Here is a 16,513-nt window from a genome sequence, read left to right as displayed (position 1 = left end):
ATCCGGCCGCATTTCCTACTCAACCGTCACACTCTTCGCCAGATTTCGCGGCTTGTCGATCGGCCGACCCTTCTCGTTGGCAACGTGGTACGCGAACAACTGAAGATACACGTTCGCCACCAACGGCTCAACGATCCCGACGTCGGGCACGTCGAATGACACATCGAGCGTGTCGTACTCGTCGCCTTCCGAGACACAGCCCAGCGCGGGCGCCCCACGGGTCTGCGCTTCGGTGACGTTGTTCATCGTCTCGGCGGCGCGTGCACCCTGTGTCAACACCGCCAGCACGGGCGTGTCGGGTGTCACCAGCGCCAGCGGCCCGTGCTTGAGCTCGCCCGCAGCGAACCCCTCGGCGTGGTCATACGAGATCTCTTTGAGCTTGAGGGCGCCCTCCAACGCGACAGGGACGCCGAGCGCCCGCCCGACGAAGAAGAACGCCTCGCTGTCCTGGTACTCGCGAGCCGCCTCCCGCACCTGCGCCTCCTCGTCAAGCACCTGCTGGACCGCGCCGGGTAACCCCTGCAGATCCTCTAACACGGAGCGCGCGTCCGCGGCCCCGAGCGCGCCACGGTCACGCCCGACGGCCACCGCGAGCATCGCGAGCGTCGCCACCTGCGAGGCGAACGTCTTCGTCGCGGCCACACCAATTTCGGGGCCGGCTCGGATGAACGCGGTGCCATCCACTTCGCGTGTCACCGTACTCCCCAAGGTGTTCGTCACGGCGAAGGTCCGCGCCCCCGCGGCGTTCGCGCGCCGGACCGCGCCGAGCGTGTCCGCGGTCTCCCCGCTTTGGGTGACCGCCACGATGAGCGTCCGGTCGGGCGTCCGGCCCGCACCGAACTCGTACTCGCTGGCGATCTCGACGGTCGCACGCACCCCCGCGAGCTCCTCGAACAGCTGGGCGGCGTACCGGCCCGCATAGTATGAGGTCCCACAGGCGACGACCCGAATCTCCTCCAGATCGGCGAGAAAGCCCGGCGGGAACGAGACGTCGAGATCCACGTCACCGGCGTCAACATCGAGCCGCCCGGTGAGCGTCTGGCGGAGCGCGGAGGGCTGCTCGTGGATCTCCTTACGCATGTAGTGGTCGTAGCCGCCCTTTTCCGCGGCGTCGGCCTCCCACGTCACCGTCTCGATCTCACGGTCGACCGGCTCCCCACTGGCGTAGATGTCGACGCCGTCGGCTGAGAGCGCCGCCACGTCGCCGTCTTCGAGATACGTCACGTCCCGGGTGTGATCGAGGAACGCGGTCACGTCGCTGGCGACGAACGCCGCGTCCTCGCCCCGGCCCAACACCAGGGGGCTCCCGCGACGCGCGACGACGATCCGGTCGTCATCTTCCCGCACGGCACAGATCGCGTAGCTCCCCTCCAACCGGTCCTCGACGCGCTGGACCGCGGCCAACAGATCGGCGTCGGGGTCAGCGGCCAGCGCCTCTTCGATGAGATGCGGGATCACCTCCGTGTCGGTATCGCTGGTGAACTCGTGGTCCGCCAGCTCCGCTTTGAGCGTCTCGTGGTTCTCGACGATCCCGTTGTGGACGACGGCGACGTCGCCCACACAGTCGGTGTGCGGGTGCGCGTTCGCGTCTGTCGGCGGCCCGTGCGTGCTCCAGCGGGTGTGGCCGACGCCGTGGGTTGCGTCGGGCACCTCGGGCACTGTTAGCCCGTCGACCTCGCCGGAGCGTTTCGCGACGGTGAGCCCGCTGGAGTCACCCACGAGCGCGACGCCCGCAGAATCGTACCCGCGATATTCGAGATTCTTGAGTCCGCGATGCACGATGTCGCCGACACTGTCAGCGCGACCACCGTCGCCGGCCGTCTCGTCCTCACCCGCAGCGACGCCAGCACCGACATACCCGATAATGCCACACATGGTTACCCCCTCCGGACGACAGCATCCGCTGTGATCCGGCCGTCGATTACGACGCCCGCGTCGGCCTGCACACCGTCACCGACGACCGCGCCCTCGGTGAGCGTCGCCCCTCCACCGATCGACGCGTTGTCACCGACCACGCCGCTGAGTTCGATATCGCGGTGGACCGCGTCGCCGACAACCATCTCCGCGGCGCCGCCGGCGATCGTCGCGTTTGGCCCGATGCGGGCGTTGCCGGCGACGACGGCGTCGCGGACGACCGCCCCCGCACCGATGACGGCATCGGGGAAGATCACCGCGTTCTCGATGACCGCGTTCGCCTCGATCGTCGCGTTGCTCCCGATTGCCGTACTCCCACCGATCGTGACGTTTGCGCCCACCCGGATGTTGCCCGCGAGCGCCACGTCGGCGGCGGTGCTCACCGAATCGCCGAGCGCCGGGTCGCCGCGTTGCGATCCGTCCTTCTCGTCGATCAGACCTGCATTAACCGTCAGCAGATCCCAGAGGTTCGAGACGTCGAGCCACCGGCCGTCGTACGGCACCGCTGTCACGCCGCGGTCGGTAGCAATTTCGTTCAGCGTCGCCGTCAGCGTCAGCTCACCGGTCACGTGTGTCTCCCGAATCGCCGCGAAGATTCCCGGCGAGAAGCCGTAGACGCCGGCGTTGATCCGGTTGGTGTCGACCGGGCCCTCGGGTTTCTCCTCAATATGGGTCACCCGGCCGTCGCCGTCGCTGGTCACGACGCCGTACTCGCGCGGATGCTCGACGGTCGTGACCGCCATCGCCGGCGCCGCGCCGTCACGGACGCGGTCACAGACCCGCGAGACGAGCGACGGGTCGACGATCCGATCGCCGTTGAGCACGAGAAAATCGTCATCAATCGCCGATTCAGCGTGTAACACGGCGTGACCGGTGCCGAGCTGGGTTGACTGTTCGACGTACTCGATCGTCACGCCCCAGTCGTCGCCGTCGCCGAAGTGATTCCGGATGCGTTCTTGACGGTAGCCGACGACGAGGACGATCCGCTCGATGCCGGCCGCGGCGACCGCCTCGACGACGTGTTCGAGCAACGGCCGGTTCGCGACGGGGATCATCGGCTTGGGCCGCCGGTTCGTCAGCGGCTGGAGCCGGCGCCCCTCACCGGCTGCGAGGATCACCGCAGTCACGGGGTCTTCGCTCATACCCTGCCATCAGCCGCCTGACTGTTAAAACGCTCGTGCCCGGCGAGAAGTCAGATCGCGGTATGTGATGGCGATTCGCATGCAATTTGCGGAGAATCGAAGAGACGCCCTCGCGCTTCAGCGCGGAGTGGATGTCATTCCGAGAGCCGATCGCGCGTCAGCGCCTCGCCGGGAGCGGTCGTCTCACCCGCACCCAGTTTGACGCCGGCGTTCAGCGACGTGTTGATCCCGGTCTTCGCACCGTCGCCGACGATCGCACCGAGCTTTCGCCGGCCGGTATCCACACGGTCGCCTTTCACCGTCAGCCGGACATTTGCGTCATCGTGCCGCAGGTTCGCCACGTTCGTGCCCGCGCCGACGTTCACGCCACGTCCGAGCACGGAGTCACCAACATACGAGAGATGGCCCACCGACGCGTCGGCCATGAGCACGCTGTTTTTGATCTCAACACTGTGCCCGACGTGTGCGTTCGGCCCGACAACCGTGGCGCCCCGAAGGTATGCGTTTGGCCCCACCTCGGCGCCCGATCGGATCAGCGCCGGCCCTTCGACGTACGCGCCGGATTGTAATTTTGCGCCCGCTTCGATGACAACCGGACCGTGCAGCTGGACGCCGTCTTCGACGGTGCCGGCGTTCTCGACACCGTCGTCCAGCTCCCCGAGCGCCAGTTCGTTCGCTTCCAACAGCTCCCACGGCCGCCCGACGTCGAGCCACGTCCCCTCGTAGGGCGCCACGTCGATCCGGTGACCGTCGTCGAGCAATAGCTCGATCGTCGTCGTGATCTCGTACTCGCCGCGCTCGCTCTCGGGCGTCCGATCGATGTACTCGAACACCGCAGGCCCGAACGCGTAGCAGCCGACGTTCGCGAGGGTGGTCGGCGGATCGTCGGGCTTCTCGACGATCCCCGCAAGCGAGCCATCGTCGCTCGTCGAGAGCACGCCGTACGCCCGCGGATCCGCGACGTTGGTGGCCGCGACGGCCGTCCCCTCCGCGTCGGCGAGCGCCCGCGGCAGCGAGGCGTCGACGACCACGTCGCCGTTGAGCACGAGAAAGTCATCGTCGACGACGGATTCGACCTGCGCGACGGCGTGAGCCGTCCCCAACGCCTCCGACTGCTCGACGTAGTGGACCGGATAGCCTCGGTACGACTCACCGATCGTCTCGCGGATCGCGTCGCCGCGGTAGCCGGTGACGACGACGAACTCGTCGACCACGTCGATCGCGGTGTCGAACACGCGTTCGAGCAGCGAGCGATCCCCGACCGGGAGGAGCGGTTTCGGACGACGATCCGTCAGCGGTCGCATCCGGGTCCCGCGGCCGGCCGCGAGCACGACTCCGTACATATCCAGAGTCGACGAGAGGCTGTGGTTTAGCCGCTGTGATCGGTGTTCGAGCGCCAGTCCCGAATACGAGAACGAATGCGTGTGTAGATATATTTCGTGTACCAAAGATATATATCCACCACACCGCTATCAGATCACATGTCTGACGACAATACTAGGAGCTCGTCGTCGGGCAGTCCCTCGGAGGCGCGGCATCGGTGGAAGAGCGAACGAACCACGTTTCAGCGAGTGTACGACGTGATCACCGGCATCACCGATTACGCGTCGGCCAGCGCCATCGCCGAGCGTGCGGACTGCTCTCCCGACGGCGCACGAGACGCGCTCACCCAACTGTCCGAGATGGGAATCGTTGATCAGCGCGGGAGTCGTCCCGCGGAGTACCGACGCAACGAGTCGTACTTCCGATGGAAGCGCGTCGAAACGCTGGCCGGCGAACATACGCCGGCCGAGCTTCGTGAGCGCTTGGATGACCTGCTCGAGGAGGATACGGATCTCCAGCAGTCCTTCGGTGTGCCCGCCCCCAACGGCGTCTCAGTCGCTCGGATCGAAGACGGCGACCACGCGGCGGTCCATGATCGGCTTGAGTCGCTGTCACGGTGGCGCACGGTCCGACGTGACATCGAGCTGCTGCAACGGGCGCTCTCGCGAGCCGACGCGCAACGGCGCGACAGTGGCGACCTCGGGGCGTCGGCCTGACGCGGACAGAGACCCATGTCGGACGACGATCCTACTGATGTGGCAGAGGGTGGCCGGCTCGATCGGACGACGATACAGACGCTCGGACGGCGAGCGGAGACACACCCGCTGGTCGACTCGTGGCGGTTCGCGCCGGATCGCCTCTCTCCGCGTTCGCTCGTGATCTCGCTGGAGTCAACCCCATATCCCGACGCGGTCGACACCGCACGGATCGACGTCCACTGGTTCGTGACCGGCGACTGCTATATTCACTACGTCGAGAAACGCGGAGGGTCACCCTTCCAGTGTCGATGGGATCGGCATCCGAAGACGGACGCTTCGCGGAGTCATTTCCATCCGCCGCCGGACGCGAGCGGCGTCGATCCGTCACCGCTCGACGACCATCACCTCGAGATGCTGTTCGCCGTTCTCGACTGGGTCACCGAGCGCGTCGAACGCCTCCATGACGAGTCGAGTCGTTCTGGTTAGACGGTCTCGCTCGCACGCTCGATAAGCTCCCGCGCCGTCTCGAACAGCTCCTCGGCGTCGCGTTCGTCGCGCGCCTCAGCAGTGATCCGCACCAGCGACTCGGTCCCGCTCGCGCGCACGAGGAACCAGCCGGCGTCCGTCTCCACCCGGATCCCGTCGAGCGTCGACACGTCGTCGTACTCGGCCGTCGCGAGGTCGGCGACACGCTCGATGATCGCCGATTTCGCGTCCGTCTGCACGGACTCCCGGCGGATCGGGTACTCGGGGAGGTCGTCGACCATGGCGGCCAGCGAGCCCTCGGCGCCGACCAGCGCGGCCAGCGTGCAGGCCGCGAGCGGGCCATCTGGACAGCGGATCTGCGTGGGCCAGATCCATGCACCGCTCGGCTCGCCGCCGAACACCACATCCGGCGTCGTCGTTTCGGCGGCGACGTACGCGTCGCCGACGGGCGTGTACGTCACGTCGGCGCCGACCTCGGCGAGCGCATCCGCGACGAGGAGGCTGGTGTCGACCGGGACCGCAACGCGGTCGCCCGTCTCGGCCTCACGTCGGGCGAACAGCGCCAGCAGCGCGTCGCCGGCGACGAACCGCCCGCGCTCGTCGATCGCCATCAGCCGGTCGGCGTCACCGTCGTGGACGACCCCGAGATCTGCACCGGTCGCGTCGACGACCTCGCAGGCGGTTTCGCAGTTCGCGGCGGTCGGCTCACTCGGCCGCCCCGGGAACCGGCCGTCCCGCTGGGCGTTGAGCGTCTCCACGTCGCAGCCGGCCGCGTGAAGCGCGTCCGCGGTAACGCGCGCGACGCCGTTCCCGAGGTCGACGACGACGGAGAGATCGGCCGGGATCGCGACCGACTCGCGGAGCGCTTGTTCGTGATGGCTGCGGGCGCCCTCCAGCTGGCGGTGCTCGCCGAGTGCGTCCCACGCCGCAAGCTCGAACGTCTCCTCGCGAACGATCTCGGCGATCCGTGCGTTCGCCTCGTCACCGAACGCCCGCCCGTCGGCCGCCCAGAGCTTGATCCCGTTGTCGGGCGCCGGATTATGCGAGGCGGTGACGACGACGCCGGCGTCAGCACCTTCGCGGACGACGCTTCTGGCGACGGTCGGCGTCGGCTGGACGCCCACGTCGATCACGTCTGCGCCGCATTCCGTGACGCCGGCCGAGAGAGCGCGGCTCAGCGTCCGGCCGCTGTCCCGCGCGTCACGGCCGAGAACGACCGTCTCGGCGCCGTCCGTCGCGAGGGCACGGCCGATATCAAGCGCCAGATCGGCCGTGACCTCCTCGCCGACGCGGCCGCGTACGCCGCTGGTTCCGAACATACCGCCGCTTCTCTGTCGGTCGAAAAGACGTTTCGGGTCGCAGCCGAGACAGTAGACGCGAGATGGTGTCCCCGCCCCTAACCGTCCTCCCGTACCATCCCGTCCAACCCACGGTCAACGGCGAGTGCGAACTTCCGTGGATTCGATCTGGTTCTCGCGTGAAGCGCGCGTGCAGTCGGCGTGTGGCAGCCGACTCAACGCTACCAATTCACCGTCGAGGCGGCGTCGACGTACGCGCGGACGTACTCATGACACGGCTCCGGCGCCGATCGGAACACCCGGAACTCGTCGTGTTGGTCGTCCGGATCAAGTTGTCCATCGACCACGTCGACCACGTACCCGTTCGCGAGATAGTGCTTCGAGTCGACGCCCGCGACATCGGAACTCTCGTACCGATGCTCGAACGCGCCGAGCGATTCGACGATCTCGACGGCGATGTCCAACTCGTCGTCGGCGACCCGATGGACCGCTTCGCGACGCGTTTCCCCTTTCAGGACGCGCCCACCTGGCACGAACCAGTACCCCTTCGCGGGCTCGTTCGTCCGTCGACCGAGCAGGACGCCGCCGTCACGCCTGATCACCAAGTCGACGGAGACGATCGGAACGTTGGCGACGATCGTTCGCCACTCGTCGTCCGGAATCCAGTGGTCGTCCATGGTCGATCGAGAGCGAACAACGGGATAGTGTTGTGGCAAGCGGGATCGAGTGAGGAACAACGACTCGCAGTAGCCTCAATACGATCGCTACACTTCTCAGTGTAAACATTAACTACGTTGTCGACACTACTAACTCGTATGTCAACGGCGGTAAAAATAGACGAAGCGGCGAAATCCAAACTTGAGGAGCTTCAGGCAGAGATCAGGCTGAAGACCGGGAAGAAGGTCACACAACAGGATATCCTCACGCAGCTGATCGAATCAGCCGTCGAGTCCCGAACGAAATTCGTCGACTCGTTTCGCGACGGGAAGACGAGTCTGAGGGAGACGGAGATTCGAACGTTCAACGAGGGGACGATCGCGTCCGGCGTGGAGACGGACGAAGAGGATATCGACGACGTACTATACGGATGACCGTGGCCCACATCGAACACCACGATATCGACTCCGTGTTGAGTTTCGACGACGATTTTGACGGTATCGTTTCGCGACTCGTGCCGAGCACGCTCTCTTCCGGAGAGTGATCGCTGGTGACCGCCGGATGAGAGGACCTATCGGCGACAGCGAACCGAAGCCATAATCCTCCCGCCCTGACGACACAAACCTATGCAAGACAAACGCGTCCTCGTCACGGGCGGCGCGGGCTTCATCGGCTCGAACCTCGCCAACCGCCTCGCGGCCGACAACGACGTGATCGCCGTCGACGACTGCTACCTCGGCACGCCCGAGAACCTCAACGACAACGTCGAGTTCGTCGAAAGCTCGGTGCTGGACGACGACTACCCCGCCGACGTCGACGTGCTCTTCCATCTGGCCGCGCTCTCCTCGCGGAACATGCACGAGACCGACCCCCAGCGCGGCTGCCGCGTCAACGTCGAGGGGTTCGTCAACGCCGTCGAGCGTGCCCGGCAGGAGGGGTGTGAGACCGTCGTCTACGCCTCCACTTCGTCGATCTACGGCAGCCGGACCGAACCCTCCCCCGTCGACATGGACGTGGAGGCCCACACCGCCTACGAGGCCTCCAAGCTCGCCCGCGAGCGCTACGCCGAGTACTACGCCAACCACCACGAGATGAACGTGGCCGGCCTCCGCTTCTTCTCGGTGTACCAGGGCTTCGGCGGCAACGAGGAGCATAAAGGCGAGTACGCGAACACGGTCGCGCAGTTCGCGGACAAAATCGCGAACGGCGAGGCGCCCGAGCTGTTCGGCGACGGCAGCCAGACGCGCGACTTCACGCACGTCTCCGACGTCGCCCGCGCCTGCGAGCTCGCCGCCGACCACGCGATCACCGGCGTCTACAACGTCGGCACCGAGGAGGCGTACACGTTCAACGAGATGGTCGCGATGATCAACGACGCGCTCGGCACCGACATCGATCCGGAGTACATCGAGTGCCCCTTCGACGGCTACGTCCACGACACGATGGCCGACTACTCGACATTCCACGAGGCCACTGGCTGGGAGCCCCAGATCAGCTTCGAGGAGGGCGTGAAGCTGGTGTGCGAGCCGTACCAATAAGAACGAACGATTCGGAAGTCAGTACCTATACACCGCTGGCACGGAACGGGCAGACGTGCCAATACCACTCATCGGATCGCTCGTCGCGTTCGTCGTCGCGCTGCTCGTCGGCGGCCTCGCCATCTACGTCAGCGCGCGGTTCGTCGCGGACGTCGACGACTACAGTCACGCCGTCGTCACCGCGCTGCTCGGCGCCCTCGGGTGGGCGCTCACCTCGTGGATCCCGCTCGTCGGCCCGCTTATCGCGTTGGTCGTCTGGGTCGGCGTCATCAACTGGCGGTACCCCGGCGGGTGGATCAAGGCCCTCATCATCGGCGCGGGAGCGTGGGTGTCCGCGCTCGTCATCCTCTTCGTCGTCAACACCGTCTTCGGGCTCGGAATCGGCGCGTTCGGCGTGCCGGGAGCTTAAGCGCCCGCGCCGAGCCTCCGGACGGCAGAGTCGGTCACAGCGTCGACGCCGCCAGCGCCTGCTCGGACCGCCGCCGCAGCTGGTCGAGCCGCCGGTCGATGGCGGTCGCGAGCTCGGTCGGCAGATCGCCGCGCGCATCGGTGAGCCGCGTCTCGACGCGGCCGAGCCGGTCGCTGACGGTCCCCAGGCTCTCGTCGGCCCGCGACCGGGATCCGGCGTCGGCCCGGTCGGCCGCGCGGCGGGCGGCGTCGGCGACCGCGGTCAACACCCGAGCGAGCTCCTGCACTGGGCTCGCGGCGCCGTCGTCGGTCCCGCCGTCCGAGCCGTCGTCGTCGCTCCCGTCGGAAACGGCGTCGACCGCCGCGCTCGTCTCCGCGGCCACGTCTGCCAGATACGCCGCGAGGGGGGCCTTGCCGGTCCGCGGGTCGTCGATTCGGACGCCGTCCTCGTCGTCGGGATTGACCCGGTACGCGCCGATCTCGTCGTCGCTGTCCCGGAGCTCGGTCGTGTACGCGCCGCCCCGGTGGAGGTAGACCGCGTCGGACCCGTCGAGCGGCGCGTCGTAGATCCGCCCGGCGAAATCGTCTTCGACCGCGAGGTCGGTGAGGTCGGCGTCGGCGCCCTCGCCGTCGATTTCGAGCTTCAGCGAGCTCTCGCGGGCGACCACGGGGATCTCGCCCTCGACGCCGGCCGGGGTCACGCCACCGTCGGCCGCGCTCACTGAGACCGACTCGCTGTGAGGTTCCACACCGGCGCCGTTCACCGTCAGTCGATGGTCCCCGTCCGGAACGCCGCGGAGGACGGCGACGCCGCCGAACGTCGGGACGGCCTCGGGCTCGCTCTGCAAGAGCGCGACCGTCTCGACCGAGAGCGCCCGCGTGGTCAGTCCCTCGTCCTCGGGCGCGTCGTCCGACGTGATCGCCTCCGTGACGGCGGCGACAACGGAGTTGATCGACGAGGGGGAAGCGATGGCGTCATACCGGTCCGCCAGCGCGGCGCGGTGGTTCGGCTCGGAGACGTCGGCGGCCGGATCCCCGTATCGCGGCTGGTCCCACGGGACGCCCGTGGTCGTGATGTGACCGGCGATGGCGTCCTCCGCGACCGCCGGGACCGAGAACTCGAAGCTGAGCTGCGGCCCGGTGAACGCCGTGATGTACTCAAGTTCCTCGGTCGAAACGAGGTCGTACGCGACGTCGGCGTCCGTCTCGCGGCTGGCGTACCCGAATCGTAGGCCCGTGGCTCGTTCGGGCAGGTCGGTCGGCGGTGACGTGAGCTCGGCGAACGACCGGACCGTCAGCTCGTCGGCGACGAGGTCCGCCCGTTCGACCGAGGGGAGTCGGTCGTGGTCGTACAGCGGGGCGCCGTCTAACTCGGGGATCACGTAGGGGAGCCGCGACCCCTCGTCCCGGGGGAGGCCGTACGCGATCGGGATGTCGGCGACGTCCTCGAACCCCTCGATCGCGCTGTTGGTAATGTCCGCGACCGTCCCGTCACCGGGCAGTCGCTGGAACCGGTCCGCGACGTCGTTGACAGAGAGCGCGCTCGAGTGCGACCCCAACTCGGAGAGGATCCGCGGGGGCCGCTCCGCGTCCGGGTCGAGGAACTCGTTGTTGGGGACGCGCCCGGAGTGAGAGCTGGCGACGTACAGCTGCGGGTCGCCCGACTCGGTGTCGACAAAGACGTGGAGGACCTCCCAGTCGTGCCAGTGGAAGTTCGTCGTGAACTGGTCGAACGCGAAGTAGTACCAGAACTGGACGACCGCCAGCGGGGAGTCCGCGTACTCGACGCCGTGGTAGAACACGGTCGGGTCGGGCGGGCCGTCGGCTTCTCGAGCCCGCTCGGTGTACCCGTCGAACGCGGCGAACCCGTCGACGATCGGCTCCCCGTCCCGCTCGACCTCGTAGGGGCGCGGGTCGGTCGGGAACCACGTCTCCTGTTCATCGAAGTACAGGGTCGGCGCGAACCGCTCGGCGAGGTCGCGGGCGCGTTCATCGCTCAACACCGTCGTTGTTCCGTCGTCGTCGCGGTCGAGCGCCGAACAGCCCGCGAGCGACGCCCCGCCCGCGACCGCGCCGAGCGTCGCCAAGACGTCGCGGCGCCGCAGGCCGACCGCGTCCTTATCGGTCATTTCACCGCCTCTCGTGAACGCCGGCTCCGCGGGCGCGAGCGGTCGGCGAGACGGTGAGCGAGCGGGTCACGGACGGACGAGCCGCCGGGACGCGTCGTGCGGGACGCCCGGCCGAGTGATCGGAGTCGGAGTAGGGGGTCATCGGTAGCGAGCCGTTCGGTCCCCACCGGGATATACCGGTGAGACGTTCAGTCCGGTTTGTCACGAGTCAAGCCGCTTTCGCGCCCAGACCGTCGTCGACCGCCGATTCGACCCGCCCGATGGCGGCGCGCGCGGTCGCCGGCTCGGCTCGCGTCGGACGACGCGTCGGTCCTCTCTGATCTCGGTCGAGCGCGCTCCCGGCTCGCGGGGCGTCCCCGGCGAGGCGCGACTCGCGACAAGTGGGTCGCAGGTGCATCCGGTCGACCGCTCGATGATGTCGTCCGCAGTGCCACTCTCGTCGCGCGCGACGGTCCGCCCGCTCTGTCTACCGTCGGCGACGGGGTCGGCGGCCGCGACTGCGGTGCGATCCGGATTATTCGGCTTAATTTGGCCTAAAAGGCGCTCAAACGGGTGAATCCGAATTCACGGTTTTACCCTCTTATGTGGCCTGCTGTCCGAGCGATGAGTGTAATGAACGCGAAACGACTCATCACGATCGCTATCGCAGTGACGTTCCTGATCGGCGGCCTGGCGGCGGTCGGTGCCGCCAGTCCGGCCGACACGGCGGCACAGAACGCGACGAACGTATCGGACGACCCCGCGCCGGACGAGGCGACGGCCGACGACGATACACCGGACGAGGCGGGTGCGGACGACGGTGAGAACGCGAGCGAGGAGCGCGCCGGAAACGCCGATGACCGCGCTGGCGACGCAGACGGTGTCGGGCCGAGCGACGGCCTCCCCGAACAGGTGCCCGATCGAGTGAGCGAGATTCACGAGACCATCGATTCGTTCCTCAGCGGTTCGGAAGATGGGCTCGGAAGTTCGTTGAGCGACCTGCTGTCGGGCGATAACGCGGCCGACGGAAACGCTGACGACGCCGACGGAAACGCTGACGACGCCGACGGAAACGCTGACGACGCCGACGGAAACGCTGACGACGCCGACGAGACCAACGACGCTGACGACGAGATGATGTCGTAGTCCCTTATAATCCTAGTTAATACAATAACACAGATAATACCCATGAGTGATTTAATAGTAGATAGACGGACGTATCTGGCAGGCACAGCAATAGCAGGGACGGTCGGGTTCGCGGGCTGTCTCGGCGGCGGCGAGACCGGGACGCTCGCGACGCAGGTGACCGACCAGCCGGGCGATATCGCCGACTTCGAGTCGTGTGTCGTCACGATCGTCGGCATGTGGCTCGGTCCCGAGGGCGCCGAGGCCGGCGACGAGGAGGGCGAGGAGCCCGCCGACCGCGAGTACCACGAGTACGACGAGCCGCAGGAGGCTGACCTCGTCGACCTCCAAGGCGACAACACGCAGCTGGTCGACGAGCGCGAGCTCGACGTCGCGACGTACCAGTTCCTGCAGCTGGACGTCGACGGCATCGACGCGACGCTCGAGGGCGGCGACTCGGCAACTGTCGGGGTTCCGGGGGACGCGCCGCTCACGTTCAACCAGGAGTTCGAGGTCCGCGCGGACGCTCGCACGACGTTCACCGCCGACTTCACTCCCGTCCTCCGCGGACAGACCGACGAGTACCTCCTCCAGCCCGTTCCCGACGGAATCACCGTCGAGTACGAGGGCGACGAGGAGTAGCGCCCGGAGCGTGAGTCCCATATGAACCGAAAATACGTTGCCGGCGGCGTGCTCGTCGTGATCGTTCTCGCCGCCGCGGTCGGCGCGATGGCGTACACCGGCGTGGGTCCCGCCCCCGGCGGCGACTCGGGCGGTTCGGACATCAAGGAGTTCCCCACTGAGAACGCAACGGACGACGACGGGTCGGGGACAGCGTCGTCCACTGACTCGGAGCCGTTCACGTTCACGGTCGACGAGACCACGGAGTGCGGGACGACCTGCCGGGACGTCACCGCGACGCTGAACAACGAGCAGAACGAGACCGCGACCGGCGTCACCACGTACATCCGGATCTACGCCGGCGAGAACAACACCGACACGGACGACATCGTCTGGGAGGGGACGGTGGACGTCGGCACGCTCGAGGCCGGCGCGTCCCACACGACGACCGAGCGCGTCGAGCTCTCGCTGCGAGAGGCGCGGACGGTCGACCAGAACGGCGGCTGGATCACCATCCAGACCACCGTGGAGTCTGACGACACGACCGTCACGTTCCGAGAGAGCGAACAGGTCGCGTGACCTGACGAGGGGACGCGGCTCAGGGTATTTTTCCGTTCGATGGCGATAGGGGGAGCGTCGCCGACCGCCGATGAAACGAAACGGAGCCGTTTCGCCGACCGCTACATGTAGCCGAGGTCGCGCAGCCGCTCCATCAGGTCCTCTTTGTCCTGGGCGCGGCCGGCGCGCTCGGTCGTCCCCTCGAGGTCCTGCAGCCATGCGGGCTCTTCGGTCGTCTTGTCGGTCGAGACCTCGCTGCCGAGCGAGCGGAAGCCGGCGAAGTACTTCGGCGAGATGGGAATGTCTTCTTGGCTCACGCCCTCGGGCAGATCGTCGTCGGCCTGCGGGACGTACCCCTCGTCGGGGAACGCCTCGACCGTGTCCGGGACGACGTAGTTCCAGAACGCCTCCCACACGTCGGCCTCGGCGAACTGCAGGATGGGCTGGATGCGGTCGTGCGGCGGGAACAGGTCGGGGTCGTGGCGCGGCGAGAAGAACGTCTCGTCGGCGCGGGCCTCCTGTTCGTCCCAGCGGACGCCCGAGATGACGCCGTCGATGTCGTGGGCCTCGAGGGCGTTGTTGAGCGCGACCGTCTTCAGCAGGTGGTTCCCGACGTAGGTGTCGAGCAGGAACGGGAACGTGTCCTCCTCGTACTCGAGGATATCGCGGATGTGGTGCTGGTTCTGCTCGTTCAGCTCGGCGACCGGGATGTCGTCGCCCGGCTCCAGCCCGTTCGCGTCGACGTACGCGCCAACGTCGTCGTTGCGGGCGTAGACGAGGTCGATCTCCCACTCGTCGGCCCAGTGCTCGACGAAGTCAGTGATGTCGTCGAAGTGCTGGAAGTGGTCGATGAAGACGGCGGTCGGCTTCTCGTAGCCGTACTCCTCGGCGACCTGGTTGATGAAGTACAGCGTCAGCGTGGAGTCCTTCCCGCCCGTCCACATCACCGCGGGGGTGTCGTACTGCTCTAACCCCTGCCGGGTGACCTCGATCGCCTTCTCGAGTTTGTGTTGCAGCGACGGGTAGTCCGCCGGATCCTCGCCCTCGCCGTCGGCGTAGTCGACGTCGACGCCCGCCGGGAAGTCGTCGGTCATACGCCGGATCTGTCCCCGCGGAGCGGAATAGGCCTTCTGAATCTCGCCTGCGCTCGCAGTCGGTGCGAACGCGCCCCAATCCGCACGCTCCGCGGCGCGAACGCGCTCCGGTCGCCGGAACGCAAGCGATATGTCGGCGGCACCGGACGTTCCGCCCATGGGACTGTTCGACCGGCTGCGCGGCGACGACGACGAGCGCGTGGTCTTCCTCGGCATCGACGGCGTACCGTACGACCTCGTTCAGGAGCACCCCGAGGTCTTCGAGACCCTCACCGACATCGCCGAAAGCGGTTCGGCCGGGCGCTTGGAGAGTATCGTCCCGCCCGAGTCGAGCGCGTGCTGGCCGAGCCTCACCACCGGCGTCAACCCCGGCGAGACGGGGGTGTACGGCTTCCAGGACCGCGAGGTCGACTCCTACGAGACGTACGTTCCGATGGGCCGACACGTGAAGGCGACGCGGCTGTGGGACCGCGTCACCGACGCGGGCCGGGACGCGACCGTGCTCAACGTCCCCGTCACGTTCCCGCCGTCGACGCGGATCCAGCGACAGGTCTCCGGCTTCCTCTCGCCCGGCCTCGACGCCGCCGCGAGCGACGACGCGGTCGAGCAGGTGCTCGAAGAGCACGACTACCGCATCGACGTGAACGCGAAGCTCGGCCATGACGACGACAAAAGCGAGTTCATCGAGAACGCCCATGCCACCCTCGACGCCCGCCACGACGTGTTCACCCACTACCTCGCGGAAGACGACTGGGACCTCTTTTTCGGCGTGTTCATGACCACGGACCGCGTCAACCACTTCCTGTTCCGCGACTACGCGACCGACGGGGAGTACGCCGAGGAGTTCCTCGAGTTTTACGCGAAGCTCGACGAGTACATCGGCGAGATCCGCGACTCGCTCGACGACGACACGACGCTCATCGTCGCCTCCGACCACGGCTTCACCGAGCTGGAGTGGGAGGTGAACTGCAACGAGTTCCTCGCCGACGAGGGGTGGCTCTCCTACGCGGACGACGACCACGACTCGCTCGAGGACATCGACGACGAGACCAGAGCCTACTCGCTCATCCCCGGGCGCTTCTACCTCAACCTGGAGGGCCGCGAGCCCGAGGGGGTCGTCCCCGAGTCGGAGTACGAGGCGGTCCGCGAGGAGCTCATCGCCGACCTCGAGGGGCTCACCGGCCCCGACGGCCGGCAGGTGTGCAAGCGGATCGTCAAGGGCGAGGACGCCTTCGACGGCGCCCACGACGAGATCGCGCCGGACCTCGTGGTCATCCCGGCGGACGGCTTCGACCTGAAGTCCGGCTTCGGCGGGAAGGAGGCCGTCTTCACCGAGGGACCGCGCAACGGGATGCACAAGTTCGAGAACTCGCTGTTATACTCCACCGACCCCGCTCTCAACGTCGACGGATCGAACCTCTTCGATGTGACGCCGACGATCCTCGATCTCATGGACGTCGACGTCGACGCCGACTTCGACGGCGAGAGCCTCCTCGCCGAGTGACCGTCGTCGGCTGAGCGGTCCCCTGGCCCCCTGAGCGGT

16 protein-coding genes are annotated in these 16,513 nt (G+C 67.3%); 9 read left to right on the top strand and 7 right to left on the bottom strand.

Annotated features, from left to right (window positions below):
* Nucleotides 1–15 precede the first annotated feature (15 nt).
* The 3 genes from glmS to glmU form a co-directional block, all read right to left on the bottom strand.
* Nucleotides 16–1,875, bottom strand: a complete 1,860-nt coding sequence (glmS, locus tag B4V06_RS05550) for a glutamine--fructose-6-phosphate transaminase (isomerizing) (RefSeq protein WP_498168148.1) — start codon at nucleotides 1,873–1,875, stop codon at nucleotides 16–18.
* A 2-nt stretch (nucleotides 1,876–1,877) separates the two neighbouring features.
* Nucleotides 1,878–3,056: a sugar phosphate nucleotidyltransferase gene (locus tag B4V06_RS05545; RefSeq protein ID WP_498168145.1), complete on the bottom strand. Its 1,179-nt coding sequence runs from the start codon at nucleotides 3,054–3,056 to the stop codon at nucleotides 1,878–1,880.
* 134 nt (nucleotides 3,057–3,190) lie between these two features.
* A complete protein-coding gene (glmU, locus tag B4V06_RS05540; RefSeq protein WP_498168142.1) occupies nucleotides 3,191–4,399 on the bottom strand; it encodes a bifunctional sugar-1-phosphate nucleotidylyltransferase/acetyltransferase in 1,209 nt (402 codons plus the stop codon).
* Between the two features lie 138 nt (nucleotides 4,400–4,537).
* On the opposite strand from glmU, the gene B4V06_RS05535 reads away from it, so the two are divergent.
* Nucleotides 4,538–5,095, top strand: a complete 558-nt coding sequence (locus B4V06_RS05535; RefSeq protein WP_498168140.1) for a DUF7342 family protein — start codon at nucleotides 4,538–4,540, stop codon at nucleotides 5,093–5,095.
* Between the two features lie 15 nt (nucleotides 5,096–5,110).
* Entirely contained in the window at nucleotides 5,111–5,563 is a 453-nt protein-coding gene (locus tag B4V06_RS05530; protein WP_498168137.1) for a toxin-antitoxin system TumE family protein, read from the top strand.
* Here B4V06_RS05530 and glmM read toward each other — a convergent pair.
* A complete protein-coding gene (gene glmM / locus B4V06_RS05525) occupies nucleotides 5,560–6,882 on the bottom strand; it encodes a phosphoglucosamine mutase (protein WP_123114509.1) in 1,323 nt (440 codons plus the stop codon). The genes B4V06_RS05530 and glmM overlap by 4 nt on opposite strands.
* 200 nt (nucleotides 6,883–7,082) lie before the next feature.
* Nucleotides 7,083–7,538 (bottom strand): GDP-mannose mannosyl hydrolase, encoded by a 456-nt coding sequence (locus tag B4V06_RS05520; protein ID WP_123114508.1) that lies wholly within the window; start codon nucleotides 7,536–7,538, stop codon nucleotides 7,083–7,085.
* Nucleotides 7,539–7,676: 138 nt separating this feature from the next.
* Between B4V06_RS05520 and B4V06_RS05515 the strand changes: the two genes are divergently transcribed.
* From B4V06_RS05515 to B4V06_RS05505, 3 genes are all read left to right on the top strand, one after another.
* A complete protein-coding gene (locus B4V06_RS05515) occupies nucleotides 7,677–7,952 on the top strand; it encodes a hypothetical protein (RefSeq protein WP_123114507.1) in 276 nt (91 codons plus the stop codon).
* Nucleotides 7,953–8,144: 192 nt separating this feature from the next.
* Nucleotides 8,145–9,056, top strand: a complete 912-nt coding sequence (locus B4V06_RS05510; protein ID WP_123114506.1) for an NAD-dependent epimerase/dehydratase family protein — start codon at nucleotides 8,145–8,147, stop codon at nucleotides 9,054–9,056.
* 61 nt (nucleotides 9,057–9,117) lie between these two features.
* The gene (locus tag B4V06_RS05505; protein WP_123114951.1) at nucleotides 9,118–9,465 is read left to right on the top strand and encodes a hypothetical protein; all 348 of its coding nucleotides are present in this window, start codon (nucleotides 9,118–9,120) and stop codon (nucleotides 9,463–9,465) included.
* A 34-nt stretch (nucleotides 9,466–9,499) separates the two neighbouring features.
* Here B4V06_RS05505 and B4V06_RS05500 read toward each other — a convergent pair whose 3' ends face one another.
* Nucleotides 9,500–11,593 (bottom strand): hypothetical protein, encoded by a 2,094-nt coding sequence (locus B4V06_RS05500; RefSeq protein ID WP_498168133.1) that lies wholly within the window; start codon nucleotides 11,591–11,593, stop codon nucleotides 9,500–9,502.
* A 612-nt stretch (nucleotides 11,594–12,205) separates the two neighbouring features.
* Between B4V06_RS05500 and B4V06_RS05495 the strand changes: the two genes are divergently transcribed.
* Genes B4V06_RS05495 through B4V06_RS05485 form a run of 3 tightly spaced genes read left to right on the top strand, consistent with a single transcriptional unit; the run spans nucleotide 12,206 to nucleotide 13,897 of the window.
* Entirely contained in the window at nucleotides 12,206–12,718 is a 513-nt protein-coding gene (locus B4V06_RS05495; protein ID WP_498168130.1) for a hypothetical protein, read from the top strand.
* 42 nt (nucleotides 12,719–12,760) lie between these two features.
* A complete protein-coding gene (locus B4V06_RS05490; protein ID WP_123114504.1) occupies nucleotides 12,761–13,339 on the top strand; it encodes a DUF4382 domain-containing protein in 579 nt (192 codons plus the stop codon).
* Between the two features lie 21 nt (nucleotides 13,340–13,360).
* A complete protein-coding gene (locus B4V06_RS05485; RefSeq protein ID WP_123114503.1) occupies nucleotides 13,361–13,897 on the top strand; it encodes a hypothetical protein in 537 nt (178 codons plus the stop codon).
* Nucleotides 13,898–13,998: 101 nt separating this feature from the next.
* Here B4V06_RS05485 and B4V06_RS05480 read toward each other — a convergent pair whose 3' ends face one another.
* Nucleotides 13,999–14,970: a phosphoadenosine phosphosulfate reductase family protein gene (locus B4V06_RS05480; protein ID WP_498168126.1), complete on the bottom strand. Its 972-nt coding sequence runs from the start codon at nucleotides 14,968–14,970 to the stop codon at nucleotides 13,999–14,001.
* A 157-nt stretch (nucleotides 14,971–15,127) separates the two neighbouring features.
* Here B4V06_RS05480 and B4V06_RS05475 point away from each other — a divergent pair, with 157 nt between their 5' ends.
* Complete coding sequence (locus tag B4V06_RS05475) at nucleotides 15,128–16,474, top strand: alkaline phosphatase family protein (protein WP_498168124.1); 1,347 nt, start codon at nucleotides 15,128–15,130, stop codon at nucleotides 16,472–16,474.
* The last annotated feature ends 39 nt before the right edge of the window (nucleotides 16,475–16,513 follow it).

This window comes from Halorubrum sp. B53 (genome assembly GCF_059752395.1).
This window is presented reverse-complemented; position numbering and strand designations above follow the sequence as displayed.

Coding starts and splice junctions, on each gene's coding strand:
- glmS (WP_498168148.1), bottom strand. CDS start 1,875: ATGTGTGGCATTATCGGGTATGTCGGTGCTGGCGTCGCTGCGGGTGAG.
- B4V06_RS05545 (WP_498168145.1), bottom strand. CDS start 3,056: ATGAGCGAAGACCCCGTGACTGCGGTGATCCTCGCAGCCGGTGAGGGG.
- glmU (WP_498168142.1), bottom strand. CDS start 4,399: ATGTACGGAGTCGTGCTCGCGGCCGGCCGCGGGACCCGGATGCGACCG.
- B4V06_RS05535 (WP_498168140.1), top strand. CDS start 4,538: ATGTCTGACGACAATACTAGGAGCTCGTCGTCGGGCAGTCCCTCGGAG.
- B4V06_RS05530 (WP_498168137.1), top strand. CDS start 5,111: ATGTCGGACGACGATCCTACTGATGTGGCAGAGGGTGGCCGGCTCGAT.
- glmM (WP_123114509.1), bottom strand. CDS start 6,882: ATGTTCGGAACCAGCGGCGTACGCGGCCGCGTCGGCGAGGAGGTCACG.
- B4V06_RS05520 (WP_123114508.1), bottom strand. CDS start 7,538: ATGGACGACCACTGGATTCCGGACGACGAGTGGCGAACGATCGTCGCC.
- B4V06_RS05515 (WP_123114507.1), top strand. CDS start 7,677: ATGTCAACGGCGGTAAAAATAGACGAAGCGGCGAAATCCAAACTTGAG.
- B4V06_RS05510 (WP_123114506.1), top strand. CDS start 8,145: ATGCAAGACAAACGCGTCCTCGTCACGGGCGGCGCGGGCTTCATCGGC.
- B4V06_RS05500 (WP_498168133.1), bottom strand. CDS start 11,593: ATGACCGATAAGGACGCGGTCGGCCTGCGGCGCCGCGACGTCTTGGCG.
- B4V06_RS05495 (WP_498168130.1), top strand. CDS start 12,206: ATGAACGCGAAACGACTCATCACGATCGCTATCGCAGTGACGTTCCTG.
- B4V06_RS05490 (WP_123114504.1), top strand. CDS start 12,761: ATGAGTGATTTAATAGTAGATAGACGGACGTATCTGGCAGGCACAGCA.
- B4V06_RS05485 (WP_123114503.1), top strand. CDS start 13,361: ATGAACCGAAAATACGTTGCCGGCGGCGTGCTCGTCGTGATCGTTCTC.
- B4V06_RS05480 (WP_498168126.1), bottom strand. CDS start 14,970: ATGACCGACGACTTCCCGGCGGGCGTCGACGTCGACTACGCCGACGGC.
- B4V06_RS05475 (WP_498168124.1), top strand. CDS start 15,128: ATGGGACTGTTCGACCGGCTGCGCGGCGACGACGACGAGCGCGTGGTC.